Annotated in this window: 12 protein-coding genes; 5 read left to right on the forward strand and 7 right to left on the reverse strand. The window is 75.9% G+C overall.

Features of this window, described 5'->3' with window-relative positions; translation table 11 throughout:
* Positions 1-237 precede the first annotated feature (237 nt).
* Positions 238-1185, forward strand: a complete 948-nt coding sequence (locus ACFW1A_RS29745) for an alpha/beta hydrolase family esterase (RefSeq protein WP_380414092.1) — start codon at positions 238-240, stop codon at positions 1183-1185.
* A 7-nt stretch (positions 1186-1192) separates the two neighbouring features.
* Here ACFW1A_RS29745 and ACFW1A_RS29750 read toward each other — a convergent pair whose 3' ends face one another.
* The 3 genes from ACFW1A_RS29750 to sigJ form a co-directional block, all read right to left on the reverse strand.
* Positions 1193-1963 (reverse strand): DUF4184 family protein, encoded by a 771-nt coding sequence (locus ACFW1A_RS29750; protein ID WP_380414095.1) that lies wholly within the window; start codon positions 1961-1963, stop codon positions 1193-1195.
* An 83-nt stretch (positions 1964-2046) separates the two neighbouring features.
* Positions 2047-3246 carry an NAD(P)/FAD-dependent oxidoreductase gene (locus ACFW1A_RS29755; RefSeq protein ID WP_380414097.1) on the reverse strand — a complete coding sequence of 400 codons (1200 nt, stop codon included), beginning with the start codon at positions 3244-3246 and terminating at the stop codon, positions 2047-2049.
* A 92-nt stretch (positions 3247-3338) separates the two neighbouring features.
* Entirely contained in the window at positions 3339-4283 is a 945-nt protein-coding gene (gene sigJ / locus ACFW1A_RS29760) for an RNA polymerase sigma factor SigJ (RefSeq protein ID WP_380414099.1), read from the reverse strand.
* A gap of 117 nt (positions 4284-4400) precedes the next feature.
* Between sigJ and ACFW1A_RS29765 the strand changes: the two genes are divergently transcribed.
* Both ACFW1A_RS29765 and ACFW1A_RS29770 read left to right on the forward strand, forming a co-directional pair.
* Positions 4401-4778, forward strand: a complete 378-nt coding sequence (locus ACFW1A_RS29765) for a hypothetical protein (RefSeq protein ID WP_380414101.1) — start codon at positions 4401-4403, stop codon at positions 4776-4778.
* Positions 4779-4887: 109 nt separating this feature from the next.
* On the forward strand, positions 4888-5499 hold the full coding sequence (locus tag ACFW1A_RS29770) for a class I SAM-dependent methyltransferase (RefSeq protein WP_380414103.1): 612 nt from the start codon (positions 4888-4890) through the stop codon (positions 5497-5499).
* A gap of 99 nt (positions 5500-5598) precedes the next feature.
* On the opposite strand, the gene ACFW1A_RS29775 is transcribed toward ACFW1A_RS29770, so the two are convergent.
* Positions 5599-7776: a cellulose binding domain-containing protein gene (locus tag ACFW1A_RS29775; RefSeq protein WP_380414105.1), complete on the reverse strand. Its 2178-nt coding sequence runs from the start codon at positions 7774-7776 to the stop codon at positions 5599-5601.
* A 235-nt stretch (positions 7777-8011) separates the two neighbouring features.
* On the reverse strand, positions 8012-8836 hold the full coding sequence (locus ACFW1A_RS29780) for an SDR family oxidoreductase (RefSeq protein ID WP_380414107.1): 825 nt from the start codon (positions 8834-8836) through the stop codon (positions 8012-8014).
* Positions 8837-8937: 101 nt separating this feature from the next.
* On the opposite strand from ACFW1A_RS29780, the gene ACFW1A_RS29785 reads away from it, so the two are divergent.
* Together ACFW1A_RS29785 and ACFW1A_RS29790 are read left to right on the forward strand one after the other, a co-directional pair.
* Positions 8938-9540: a TetR/AcrR family transcriptional regulator gene (locus ACFW1A_RS29785; protein WP_380414109.1), complete on the forward strand. Its 603-nt coding sequence runs from the start codon at positions 8938-8940 to the stop codon at positions 9538-9540.
* Between the two features lie 88 nt (positions 9541-9628).
* A complete protein-coding gene (locus tag ACFW1A_RS29790) occupies positions 9629-10318 on the forward strand; it encodes an SDR family oxidoreductase (protein ID WP_380414111.1) in 690 nt (229 codons plus the stop codon).
* Between the two features lie 7 nt (positions 10319-10325).
* Here ACFW1A_RS29790 and ACFW1A_RS29795 read toward each other — a convergent pair whose 3' ends face one another.
* Together ACFW1A_RS29795 and ACFW1A_RS29800 are read right to left on the reverse strand one after the other, a co-directional pair.
* Positions 10326-12167: an ATP-binding cassette domain-containing protein gene (locus ACFW1A_RS29795; protein ID WP_380414113.1), complete on the reverse strand. Its 1842-nt coding sequence runs from the start codon at positions 12165-12167 to the stop codon at positions 10326-10328.
* 102 nt (positions 12168-12269) lie between these two features.
* On the reverse strand, positions 12270-13592 hold a 1323-nt coding region (locus tag ACFW1A_RS29800; protein ID WP_380414115.1), incomplete at its 5' end, for an ATP-binding cassette domain-containing protein.

The raw sequence follows: 13592 nt of genomic DNA on the forward strand, positions 1-13592 counted from the left end.
TCCCCGCGTCCCCGCCGGGGTTGAACACCATTTTGCAACTGATTTTCCACCCGGTCCTCTTCAACCTGCACCCCAACCACCCACTCCCCCGCGGCGCCCACCCGTTCCCCCACATGCCGAGCCTGCGGCACCGCCCGCCCGGCCCGCGGGACGCGCGCCGCGAGGTCACCCCGCCGGCGGGGCGCGGACCCGGCGGATTCCCGGCGGCTCCCCAGGACCTGCCGCTACCGTCGGCGCATGACGCGAAGAGTGGACGGCGGTGCGGACCGCGGGCCGCGCCGGAGCAGGTGGACCGTGCTCCTGGCGGTGCTGCTCGCGCTGGCGACGACCGGCTGCACCGCCCGGCACGCCGCCCCCGCCTCGTCGGCGCACCGGCTGCGCAGCGGCGGCCGGGACCGGAGCTACCTGCTGCACGTCCCGGCGGGGCTGCCGACCGGGCGGCCGGTCCCGCTGGTGGTGATGCTGCACGGCGGATTCGGCAGTGCCGGGCAGGCCGAGCAGGCCTACGGCTGGGACGCCGAGGCGGACCGGCACGCCTTCGCCGTCGCCTATCCCGACGGCGTCGACCACGCCTGGGCGGTGGGCGGCGGCTGCTGCGGACAGCCCGCCGCCCAGGGCGTGGACGACGTGGCCTTCGTCAGCGCGGTGGTGGCCGACGTCGGGCACCGACTGGCGGTGGACCCGCGCCGGGTCTACGCCACCGGCATCTCCAACGGCGGCATGATGGCCTACCGACTGGCCTGCGACACCCGCCTGTTCGCCGCCGTCGGCCCCGACTCCGCGACGCTGCTCGGCCCGTGCCCGACGCCCGCACCCGTCTCGGTGCTGCACATCCACGGCACGGCCGACCAGAACGTTCCGTACCGGGGCGGCCCCGGCAACGGGTTCGCCCGGATCGACGGTCCGGCCGTGCCCGCCGTCGTGGACCGGTGGCGCGCCGTGGACCGGTGCGCCGCGCCGACCAGCAGCACCGAGGGCCCGGTCACCCGGCTCGCCGGCAGCTGCCCGCAGGGCCGCGCCGTCGAGCTGGTCACCGTCGACGGCGCCGGGCACCAGTGGCCGGGCGGCGCGCCCCGCACGGCCGCCGAGCGGCTGCTCGGCCTGGACCCGCCGTCCACCGCGCTGGACGCCACCGGCGAGTTCTGGTCCTTCTTCGCCGCCCACCCCGCGCCGCAGGCGCCCTGACCCCCGGTCAGGCGCGCGCGGCCCGCACGGTGGCGACGAGTGCGTACAGCCCGAGCGCGCCGGCCGCGCCGGCCACCGCGCCGAAGGCGAGCACCGGGAGCACCGAGAGCAGCGGCAGGCCGGGCCGGTCCCACTGCAGCATCCGGATCCAGGCGCCGAGCACCGCGACCGCCAGGACCAGCCCGAGCACCAGCCGCCGGGTGGCCGCACCGACGACCGGCGCGGGCGCCGCGGCGGCCGCGGCCCGGCGCAGCTCGCGCGCCACCGACCGCCCGAGCACCAGCAGCCCGACCACCGAGCAGCTGTACTGCAGGACGGCGTACGGCGGTTCGCCGAGGACCCGGCCGCTCTGCAGCACCGGCAGCAGCCTGGTGCCGAACCGCCCGGGATGGGTGAACCCGTCCCAGCCGACGTGGGTGGCCGCACCGATCGCGGCCGACAGCGCGAACCACCCGGCCCCGCCCCAGGAGAGCCGCCCGGTCCACGCCCCCGCCAGCCGTCCGACGGCGCCCGCCCAGCGGGCGGGCAGCAGAGCCGTCAGCGGCGCGCGCAGCACCAGGTGCCACGCCCCGGCCAGCAGCAGGGTGATCGCCACGTCCAGGGTCGGCACCGCCCGCCACTCGTGCGCCAGGTCCCCCCACGCGAAGGCCCCGGCGAAGTACGGCACGTCCGGCGCCATCGCCCCGAGCACGAGCGCCGACCCGACCAGCCGTCCCCGGCCCCGCCCGTCGCGCACCAGGGGCAGGACGGCGGCGGGATGACTCAGCGTGAAGGGCACGGACACCTACCCTAGGCGGGTGCCCCGCACCCTCCCGGCCCCGGGGGGTGAACGGCGAGCAGCCCACCGGGGCACGGTGAAGTTCAGGCCGTCGCCCCGACGGCCGCACCCGCCCGGGCCGGGGCCGGCAGCACCCGGCGGCGCCGGGTCGGCAGGCCGAGCGTGGGGTGGGCGACGCTCCAGGCCGCCCCCTTGCAGACGAACTCCTTGTAGCGGGCGGCGAACCGGCCGGTCACGGCCGCCCGCCGGGCCCGGTCGTCGGCGGTCACGTACTGGATCACGCCCTCCTTGCGGCCCAGCGAGACGCACTGGTTGAAGTAGCGGATCGGCACCTGCGGCACCTTCCCGCCGGTCAGCCGGGCCGCGATGGCATCGGCCGCCTGCCAGGCGGTGGGCAGGCCCGAGGCACAGGACATCCGCAGCGGCTTGTCCCCGGGGCCGGCGGCCAGCGCCGCGTCGCCGACGGCGTACACGTCGGGGTGGGAGACCGAGCGCATGGTCGCGTCCACCACGATCCGGCCGGCGTCGGTGACCTCCAAGGTGGTCGCCCCGGCGATCGGGTGGACCGCGAAGCCGGTGGTCCACACGGTGACCGCGGCGGGCAGGCTGCCGCCGTCGGCGGTGGCGACCCGGTCGGCCTCGACGGCCGTGACGGCGGCCTGCTCGTGCACGGTGATGCCGAGCCGGTCGAAGACCTCGCGCAGGTGCCGGCGCCCCTTGGGGGCGAGCCAGTCGCCCAGGCCGCCGCGGGCGGCGAGCGCGACCCGCAGGTCCGGGCGGGCCTCGGCGATCTCGCTCGCCGCCTCCAGCCCGGTGAGCCCGCCGCCGACCACCACCACCGGCTCCCCGGCGGCCAGGCCGGCCAGCCGCGCGCGCAGCCGCAGCGCCCCGGACCGGCCGGCCACGTGGTGGGCGTGCTCGGCCACGCCCGGCACGCCCTGGTCGTCCCAGCCGCTGCCGAGCGCGTACACCAGCGTGTCGTAGGCCAGCTCCTCGGCACCGGCCTCACCGTCGACGGCGACGGTCCGGCGCTCGACGTCGAGCGCGGTGACCCGCGCCAGCTTCAGCTCGACGCCGGTGCCCGCGAACATCTCCCGGAACGGCCGCGGCCGCAGCTCCTGACCAACCGCCAGCTGGTGCAGCCGGACCCGCTCGACGAAGTCGGGTTCGGCGTTCACGAGGGTGATGGCGACGTCCTCGCGGTGCAACCGCTTGGCGAGCCGCCCGGCGGCGACCGCTCCGGTGTACCCGGCTCCGAGGACGACGACGCGGTGCTGCTGCATGTCCCTGCTCCTGTCTGGTGGGGTTCTCACCCCTTGAACCGGACAGCCCGCCGGTACCTGACAGGACCGCACTGTGAGCCGGCTCACATCGCTCAGAAGGCCGTGAGCAGCGGCTCCCCGTGATCGGCCGCCGCCCACCGCACGCTGGCGCGGTCGAGCTTGTCGGGGTTCACCTGGTTGCGGATCGCGACGACGCCCTCGGCGGTGACCTCCAGGGTCATGACGCCGACGACCCGGCCGGCCACCACCGCGACGGCCGCGGGGGCGCCGTTGGCGACGGCGACGTAGACCTCCGCCGTGCCGCCGACCAGGGCGCGCTTGGCCGGGCCGGGCTTGAACAGGCCGCGCAGGAACTTCGCGACCGCCGCCGCCCCCTCGACCGTCCTGGCCCGGGCCGGGATCTTGCCGCCGCCGTCGCCGATCGAGACCGCGTCCTCGGTGAGCAGCCGCACCAGCGGCTCGGTCCGGCCACTGGTGGCGGCCACCAGGAACTCCTCGACCACCCGCCGGGCGACCGAGGCCTCGACCTCGGTGCGCACCCGGCCCGCGGCGACGTGCTTCTTGGCCCGGTGCAGCAGTTGCTGGCTGGCGCTCTCGGTGATGTCGAGGATCCCGGCGATCTCCTGGTGCGGGTAGTCGAAGGCCTCCCGCAGCACGTACACCGCCCGCTCGTTGGGGGTCAGCCGCTCCATCAGCGCGAGCACCGCGTACGAGACCGACTCGCGCTGCTCGACGGTGTCGACCGGGCCGAGCATCGGGTCCCCGGCGAACAGCGGCTCGGGCAGCCACTGCCCCACGTAGGTCTCCCGGCGCGCCCGGGCCGACGACAGCTGGTTGAGGCACAGGTTGGTGACGACCTTGGTGAGCCAGGCCTCCGGCACCTCGACCTGGTCGACGTCGACGCCCTGCCAGCGCAGATAGGTCTCCTGCGCGGCGTCCTCCGCCTCGCTCGCCGAGCCGAGCAGGCGGTAGGCGATGGCCTCCAGCCGGGGCCGGAACGCCTCGAAGCGCGCCACGTCGTCCATGTCCACAGCCATGGCTCCCGATCGTAGACGAGCCGCTCCCGACCGTCCGACCGGACCGGCGGATAATGGCCGGTGCCGCGCGCCGACCGGGCCCGCGGCGGCGGACCGTGACGGAGAGGCAGCACACCGATGACCCTGCAGGAGGGCCGGCGCGTCCGGCTGGCGGCGGACCTGGCGATCGGCGGGGCGGTCGCCGGGGAGCCCGGAACCCTCGTCGGGTTCCTCTCGCTGGGGGCCGGGATCGAGGGCACCGTCGAGCGGGTGGACGGGGAGCTGCCGGAGGGCGCACAGGTCCGCGAGTACCAGCGGCTGAAGGGGCTGTTCGACGACTACGGGCACACCATGCCGCAGGCGAGCCGCGACCGCCTGGTGGCCGAACTCGCCGAGCTGGAGCCGGTCTGGGCCGCGCACCGGGGGCGCGACCTGGCGACGGTGCGGGTCCGGTGGGACAACGGCCTGGTCCTGGACGGCGCGCATCAGGAGGTCCTCACCCCTCTTGATCGGTGAGGGTGTACCTGGCACCACCCTCAACTCTGGCAGGAGTGCTACTGCCTCGGGCGCCCGCGGACGACAGGCTGATGTCGTGCCCGAGGGGCGGGCGCCAGAGGGAGGAACGTTGAGGCATTCGCGGGCACTGATCGGCGCAGGGGCTGCAGCCGCCGTCGCCACCTGGTGGTTCACCGACTCCGCGCCGTACCCGTACTCCCAGCGCTGGCTGCTCGACCTGCCACTGCCGTTCCTGACCCTGAAGCGCCTGGACCACGTGCTGCAGCCCCGGGAGGGCGAGCGGATCCTGGAGATCGGCCCCGGAACCGGCCTGCAGTCGCTGCACGTCGCACCGCAGCTGGGCCCGAACGGCCGGCTGGACATCCTGGACATCCAGCAGGAGATGCTCGACCACGTGGGCCGCCGGGCCAAGGAGCAGGGCGTCGACAACATCGTGCCGAACTGCGCCGGTGCACATGAACTTCCTTTTGAGGACGGCTCGTTCGATGCGGCATACCTGGTGACGGCACTGGGCGAGATCCCGGATCCGGCGCGTACGCTGGCCGAGCTGCGCAGGGCGCTGAAGCCGTTCGGGCGGCTGGTGGTCGGCGAGTTCTTCGACCGGCACCAGATCCGGCCGTCCTCGCTGATCGGCCTGGCGGAGGGAGCCGGGCTGCGGGTCGCCCGGCTGTACGGTCCGCCGTTCGCGTACTACGCGGTGCTGCGTCCGATCGACGCCTGACGCCGCTCGGGCGGTTCCCGCCCGGCCGGACGGCCACTTCGCCGAGCGCCCAGTCGGCCGGATCGACCACTCCACGGCCAACTGGGCGCTCCAGCACACTCAGCTGCAGGTCGCGCCGTTCAGGGTGAAGCCGCTCGGGGCCTGGTTGGCGCCCGAGTAGGCGGCGTTGAAGCCGACCGTGGTGGCGGCGCCCGGGGCGAGGGTGCCGTTGTAGGACAGGCTGGTGGCGGTCACCGTGCTGCCCGACTGGGTCCAGGCGGCGTTCCAGCCGTTGCTCAGCTGCTGGTTGCCGGGCCAGCCGAAGGAGAGCGTCCAGCCGTTGACCGGGGTGCTGCCGGTGTTGGTGAGCACCAGGGTGGCGGTGAAGCCGCTGCCCCAGTCGTTGACCGAGTAGGCCACCTTGCAGGAGCTGCCCCCGCCGGCCGGCGCCGTGGTCACCGTGACGGTGCCGGAGCGGGCCGAGCGGTTGCCCGCGGTGTCCTTGGCGTAGACGGCGAAGGTGTAGGCGGTGCTCGGCTTCAGGCCGGTCACGGTCGCGCTCGGGCCGGTCGGCGAGGCCAGCACGGTCTCGGCGCCGCCCGCGACCTGCACCACGTCGTAGCCGGCCAGGCCCGCGGCGCTGCTGGACGCGGCCCAACTCAGGCTCACCGAGGCGCTGGTGACGGCCGAGGCGGTCGGGGTGCCCGGGGTGGTCGGCGGGGTCACGGTGCTGCCCGGCGCCAGTGTGAGCAGCACCGCGCTGTACGGCGCGACGGTCTGCGAGCCGGCCGTGCCCGCGCTCGCCGTGGTCAGCGCGGCCGTGGGTCCGGCCATGGTGGTGACCGTCGGCACGCCGGCGGCCGGGGTGAACCCGGCGTAGCCGAGGCCGACCTGGTAGCTGGTGGCCGGGTCGTCGTTGACCAGCAGCACCCGCAGCGAGCCGTCGGCGGCCCTGACCGCGTAGGACTGCAGCAGGGACTGGCTGGAGCTGGTGGCGACCAGGGTGTCGCCCGGGTGGACGAAGCGGCTGAGCAGCGTCATGCCGTTGTAGGCGGGGAACGGCGTGTCGGCGGCCGGCTCGCACAGCTGGGCGCCGCCGACGGTGCCGCAGCTGCCGTCCGCCAGCATGCCGTAGTCGCCGTAGCCGGCCGAGCCGTAGAGCGCGGAGCCGTTGTCGCCGCCGGTCACGATGCCGTTGTGGATCTGCCACCAGTCCACGCTGGCCACGCCGTTGGCCAGCCAGCCGAGGTAGTCCTGCGGCAGGAAGAGCGCGTTGACCAGGCCGACGGTCTGCTTGCCCGGGTTGGAGGAGACCGAGTTGGTCTCGGTCACCATGATCGGCACCGTGCTGTCGCCCGCGTACTGGCCGAGCTGCGAGCGCAGGGTGGAGACCATGCCGGGGATCTGCGCGGAGTCGGCGAGCAGGCCCGCGTCGGTCGGCCCGGGCGGGGTGACGCTGCTCGGGTTCTGCGGGTACCAGTGGACGTCGGCGAAGCCGATCTGCCCGGCCAGCGCCGTCAGCACGGTCTGGTTCCAGGGCTGCGGGCTGCCGGCCGAGGTGACGCCGTCCGGCCAGTTGCCCGGTGCGGTGAGCACCACGCCGACCTGGATGGTCGGGTCGACGGCCTTCATCGCCGCGATGTACGCCTTGACGTTCTGCGCGTACACCGCCGGACCGCAGTTGGCCGGGCTGCTGCCGCTCGCGCAGTGCTTGTCGGTCTCCCAGTCGGCGCTGTAGGTGCCGTTGCCGTAGATCTCGTTGCCGATCTCCCAGTACTTGATCCCGTAGGTGTGGGTGACGTTGGCGTAGCGCACCCAGTCGGCGGCGAGCTGGGCGCCGGTCTCGGCCGGGCTCTCGGCTGCGCCGATGGTGTCGCCGCTGCCGTAGTTGACCGTCACCATGCCCTGGGCCCCGGACTGCTGGAGCATCGTGGCGTAGTGGTCGAAGTCGACCGCCTGGGTGCCGTAGGTGAGGTCGCTGTTGGTCTTCCAGTTGTAGCTGTCGGACGAACTGCCGCCCGGGAAGCGGACCAGGCCGACGCCGGCCTGCTTGAGCAGGCCGGGCACGGCGGCGTCGGTCAGCTTGCTGTCGTAGACCGAGCCGTTGGTGCCGATCCCGGTGGCGGGGACGGTGGCGAGGGCCTGGGCGGCGTTCACGCTCACCGTGACGGCGCTGGTGGCGGCCGCGGCCGCGCCGGCGGTCGGTGCGGTGCTGCAGAGCGGGCCGACGGCCAGCAGGGCCAGGCCGGCCAGGGCGGCGGGCAGGCGCCGCCTGCTCGGTGGGGGCCGCAAGCGCATGGAGGTGCTCCTCTCGACGGGTGGAGCCGTCGGAGCATCGCGGATGAGGGCGGGCGCGGACCGCCGACGGTGACCCGAGGGTCGACCGGGGCGCCACCGGTCGTCAACGGTCCGACCCGTTGCCGCTGCCCCGCCAGGGCCGAGCGGCGGGGATTCCGCGAAACTTTCAGCCGCGGCGCGGCAGGCCCCGTCCCCTGACGTAGCGTCAGCGGCCGACCCGGCCCGTGACCCGGCGTCAGCGGAAGGCGGCGGCGTTGCGGGCGGCCCAGGCGGCGAACGGCGCGGCCGGGCGGCCCAGGATCTGCGCCACGTGCGGGCTGACGGCCTGTTCGGCCGGGGTGGGCTCGCCCAGGATGGCCAGCGTGCCCTCGACCACCGGGGCGGGCAGCACCGCGGACAGCTGCGCGTGCGCCTGCTCGCGGGTCTGCTCGACGAACGCCACCGGCTCCCCGATCGCGGCCGCGAGAGCCGCGGCGCGCTGGCGGGGCGTGGTGGCCGCCGGTCCGGTCAGCACGTAGGTGGCGCCCTGGTGCCCGTCACCGGTGAGCACCGCGGCGGCCACCGCGGCCACGTCGTCCGGGTCGACGAACGGCAGTGCGACCTCGGCGAACGGGGCGGCAGCGGTGCGGTGGGCGCGGATCGGCTCGGCCCAGGCGAAGGCGTTGGACGCCAGCCCGCCGGAGCGCAGCACGGTGTACTCCAACCCACCGGCGGCCACCGCCCGCTCGAAGCCGGCGGCGTGCGCGTAGGCGCCGCCGGGCCGGGTGCCCACCCCCTGGCTGGAGAGCAGCACCACCCGGGTGACCCCGGCCTGCCGCGCCTGGTCCAGCAGTCCGGCCGGATCCTCCCCCGCGACCAGCAGGAACAGGGCGTCGGCGCCGGTGAGCGCCGGCCGCAGGCTCGCCGGGTCGGCGAGGTCGGCGGCGACGGCCCGCACTCCGGCGGGCACGTCGGTCGCGCCGATCCGGCGGGCCACGGCGACGACCGGGTGTCCGGCCCCGGCGAGCAGCCGCACCAGGGTCCGGCCGACGTTCCCGGTGGCACCGGTGACAACGATCATGGTTCTCCCCCAACGGAAATGAGCCCTCTTCAGTACTGAGTCAGTTGACTAACTGAATCCGACAGTAGCGGGCGGGGCCACCGATGTCTATGGTGAGTCAGGTGACTGACTCACCAGCTGCCCCCAGGGCGCCGCGCGGCGGCAAGCGCGAACGGCTCGCCGCGGCCGCCGCCGACGTGTTCCACCGCCAGGGCGTGGAGCGCACCACGCTCGGCGACATCGCCGCCGCCGCCGAGGTGCCGCTCGGCAACGTCTACTACTACTTCAAGACCAAGGACCAGCTGGTCGAGGCCGCCCTCGGCGCCCACCGCGACCGCTTCGCCGCCGCGGCCGCCGAGTTGGACCGGCTCCCGGACCCCGCCGACCGCCTCAAGGGCCTGATCGAGGGCTGGGTCGGGCAGCGCGAGACGGCCGCCCGGTACGGCTGCCCGTTCGGCACCTTGGCCGCCGAGCTGGACAAGCGCGACGACGGCCTGGACCGCTCCGCCGCCGCCGTCCTGCAAGCCGTGATCGACTGGACCGAGGCCCAGTTCACGGCCCTCGGCCGGGCCGACGCCCGCGACCTGGCGATCGAGCTGGTCGCCGCGTACCAGGGCATGTCGGTGCTCACCAACGCGCTGCGCGACCCCGAGGTGATGGCCGGCCGCGGCCGGCGCCTGACGGCCTGGATCGACAGCCTCGCCCGGCCGGTCGACCAGAACTGACTGACGAATCGTCAACACAGCTGTTCGACAACGGAGTTCGGCGGAAAATCGGCGTTCCGCCGAGGTCGCGGCGGGTAGGAGCGCCGACATGGGTGTTCACCTCATCACCGGCGCGGGTTCCGGGATCGGCGCCGCGGTGGCCGCGCTGCTGGCCGACCGGGGCGACGAATTGTGGCTGCTGGCCCGGACGGCGGCGCGGGCGCGGGAGTTGCGCGCCCGGTTCCCGGACAGCCGGACAGTGGTCGCCGACCTCACCGAACCCGCCGCACTGACCCGCGCGCTGGAACCGCAGGGCCTGCCCGACCGGCTGGACTCGCTGCTGCACATCGCCGGGGTGCTGGAGCCGGGGACCGTCGGCGGGTTCGACCCGGCCGTGTGGCAACGCACCCTGGCGGTCAACCTGCTGGCGCCGGGCGAGCTGACCCGGCTGGCGCTGCCCGCGCTGCGGGCCGCCCAGGGTCACGTGGTCTTCCTCAACTCCGGTGCCGGACTGCACGCGCCGCCCGGCCTGGGCGGCTACGCGGCCTCCAAGTTCGCGCTCAAGGCGTTGGCCGAGTCGCTGCGGGCCGAGGAACACCGCAACGGCCTGCGGGTCACCACGGTCTACCCGGGCGAGGTCGACACGCCCATGCAGGTCAGGCTGCACGAGTCGCTGGGCGTGCCGTACGTCCCGCAGGCCTGCCTGTCCGCCGCGTCGGTGGCCGCCGCCGTGGTGGGCGTCCTGGACTTCCCGCCGGACGGGACGCTGAGCGAGCTGATGATCCGGCCCGGCGTCTGAGCCTGCGTCAGATCCCCCCGGTGGGTTCCGGTTCCCCGGTCAGCCACCGGTAGGCCGGCACCTCGGCGAGCAGGCCGCGGTGCGTGCCCAGCCGGGCGCCCGATCCGTCCAGGTGGAGCACCCGGTCGGCACCGCGGGCCGGGCCGGGCCGGTGGGTGATGGTGACGACGGTGCCGGGACGCTCCCGGAACGCCCGCTCCACCCGCAGTTCGGCCGTCGCGTCCAGGTGGCGGGTCGCCTCGTCCAGCACCACCAGCCGCGCCTCGGACAGGTAGGCCCGCACCAGCGCGACCAGTTGGCGCTCCCCGGGCGACAGCGCGGCCGGGTCGAGCGCCCCCGCCGTGCCGCCCAGGCGCGCCAGCAGCGGCCCGGCCCCGAGGGCGCGGGCCGCCGCGGCAACCGCCGGCTCCGACGCGTGCGGCGCCAGCCAGCGCAGGTTCTCGCCCACCGATCCGTTGAACAGGTACGGGTCCTGGGGCAGCAGCACCCGGGCCCGGGCCAGCTCGGCCCCCGGCAGCAGGGCGAGCGGCACCCCGCCGAGCAGCACCCGGCCGCGGTCCGGCAGCACGACGCCGGTCAGCACGTCCGCGAGGGTCGACTTGCCGATGCCCGACGCGCCGACCACGGCGAGGTGCTCGCCGTCCGGCACCACGAGGTCCAGACCGTCCAGCACCGGGTCGGCGTTGGCACCGTAGGCGAAGTCGACCCCGCTCAGCTCGACCGAGCCGTCCGCCGGGGCGGGCGCGGCACCGCCCGGGGCCCGCTCCCCCGCCGCCGCCTGCGCGGTCTCCGGCACGCTCGCGGCGGCCAGCCGGTCGGCGGCCACCGCCAGCCGGAGCCAGGAGACGCCCGCGCCCTGGACCAGCAGTCGCAGGGCGGGCTCCAGGGTGCCGGTCAGGTACGCCAGCACGCCCACCACCGCGCCCGCGCTGAGCCCGTGCCGGACCAGGGCCGACGCCGCCAGCACCACCAGGAGCAGCGGCACGTGGGCACCCAGCGAGACGATCAGACGGCGCGCCCCGGCCAGTCGGGCGAGCGCCTGCCCGGCCGCCCGGTTGGCCTCGACACTCGCCAGGACCTCCTGCTCGGCAGTCGACCGGGCGCCGCAGGCGACCAGGTCGCGGAACGCCTGCAGTGTCTGGGCGCACGACCGGGCCAGCTCTTCCTCGGCCGCGAACGCCTCCCGCTGGCGGCGCGCGGTGGCGGGGGCCAGGGCAGCGAACGCGGCCAGCGAGAGCAGCAGCGGGCCGGCGATCAGCCCGGCCGCGGCCGGCGCCAGGGCGGCACTGCCGGCCACCACGGCCGCCACGGTCAGCGCGAAGTGGGTGACGATCAGCAGCTGGCCCGCGACGGTGTCGCGGACGGCCTCGACCTGCCGGGTGAGGCGGGCGACGACGACCGCCGCCGAGCTGTCGGGGCGCCCGGGCGTGTCGGCGGCGCGGTGCAGCAGGCCGCGGACCACGCCGCCCAGCAGGCGGTCGCGCATCGGCTCGACCACGTCCGCCAGCCACGGGTAACTCTGCCGGGACGCCCACGCCCCCACCACCGAGACCGCGGCGAAAAGGGCCAGCCAGGCCGCGGCCTGGAGCGGCTGCCGGGCCAGGAAGCCCCGGTCCACGGCCAGCGCCAGCACCTTGCCGGCGACCAGGGCGGGTGCGGCGCTCAGCAGCGACCAGGCGAGCAGCCGCAGCAGCGCCGGGCGGCTGCTGCCCAGTGCCGAGCGCAGCAGCCGCACGCTCGCGGAGCGCCGGCGGCCGGTCGGCCGACGGGTCCACGACGGACGGCGGGTCGGCTCCGGAGTGGTCGGTCCGCGGGACGCGGACTGCGGGGGCGTGGGCCGGGGAGGCATCGGCGGTCACCTTTCGGGAGGTCGTCCGGGCGCACGGGCGGGATCGGCCGGGCTCGTTCGGTTCGGCCCGGTGCGGACCGGGTCGGTGCGGACCGCATCGGTTCAGTCCAGGGCCGGACCGGTCGCGGCGGCCTCGGCGGTGAAGACGGACCGGTAGCCGGGTTCGGCCCACAGCTCGTCGTGCGTGCCCAGCCCCCGCACCCGGCCCTCGTGCAGCCAGGCCACCCGGTCGGCGCGGGCCGCCACGGCCGGTCGCCGGGTGGCCAGCAGCAGGGTGCGCCCCGCCGCCCGGGTGGCGAGGGCGCGCAGCACCGCGGCCTCGGTCGCGCCGTCCAGCGAGGAGGTGGCGTCGTCCAGCACCAGCAGGCGCGCGTCGCGCACCAGCGCCCGGGCGATCCCGAGCCGCTGCCGCTCCCCGCCGGAGAACGGTGCCGTGTCGAGCGCGGTGCGGTAGCCGTCCGGCAGTCGGCGGACGAACACCTCGGCCTGGGCGGCTCGGGCGGCCGCGCGGACCTGCTGCGCGGGGACCGCCCGGGCGCCGAGTCGCAGCGCCGCGTCGACGGTGCGACCGGGCAGCGCGGGATCCGCGAAGGCGCAGGCCACGGCGGAGTGCAGGTCGTCGGGGCGCAGCTCGGCGAGCGGGACCCCGTCGAGCAGGGCGGTGCCCTCCTGCGGGTCCAGCAGTCCGGCGGCCACGGCGGCGAGCGCGGCCGTGGCGGCGTCGTCGGCGCCGACCACGGCGGTCCACGAACCGGCCGGCACCGTCAGGTCCAACCGGTCGAGGACGGTCCGGCCGCCACCGCGCACCACCACCCCGCGCAGGTCCAGCCGTCCGCCCCCGGGGCCGAGGCGGCGGGTGCCCGGCGGCCGGACCGGGCAGGCCAGCAGCTCGTTCAGTCGGGCGCTGCCGGCCCGGGCCCGGGAGACGTCGAGCAGGCTCTGCGCCGCGCCGAAGCCGCCGAGGCCGATGGCGGTGTAGCCGAGCGCGGCCAGCAGGCCGCCGACCGAGAGCGTGCCGGCCGCGAGCGAAGCCCCACAGGCCGCCAGCACGGCGAGCTGGGTGGCCGGCGCGAGCAGCGCGGTGCACCAGGCGATCCGGCGCTGACTGTCCCACAGCTCCCGTCCGTGCCGGGAGAGTTCGGGGACCGGGTGGAGCACCCGGGCGACCTCCTGGTCCACGGCCCGGGCGGCGGCGATGCTGCGGGCCCCGGCCACCGCGTCCAGCAGCCGGGTGACCAGGTCCGCCTGGACCCGCTGGTAGCCCTCGCCGAGCCGTGCGGTGCGGCGCAACTGGCGGCGGACCACGGCGTAGCCCAGCGGCGCCGTGGCCAGGAAGGCCGCCGCGGCCACCGGGGCGAGCAGCACGAGCGCCACCAGGGCCGCGACGGCGGTGACGAGTTGGGCGGCCGTGTACACCACGGCGGT

Source organism: Kitasatospora sp. NPDC058965 (assembly GCF_042741245.1).
Classification (GTDB): Bacteria; Actinomycetota; Actinomycetes; order Streptomycetales; family Streptomycetaceae; genus Kitasatospora.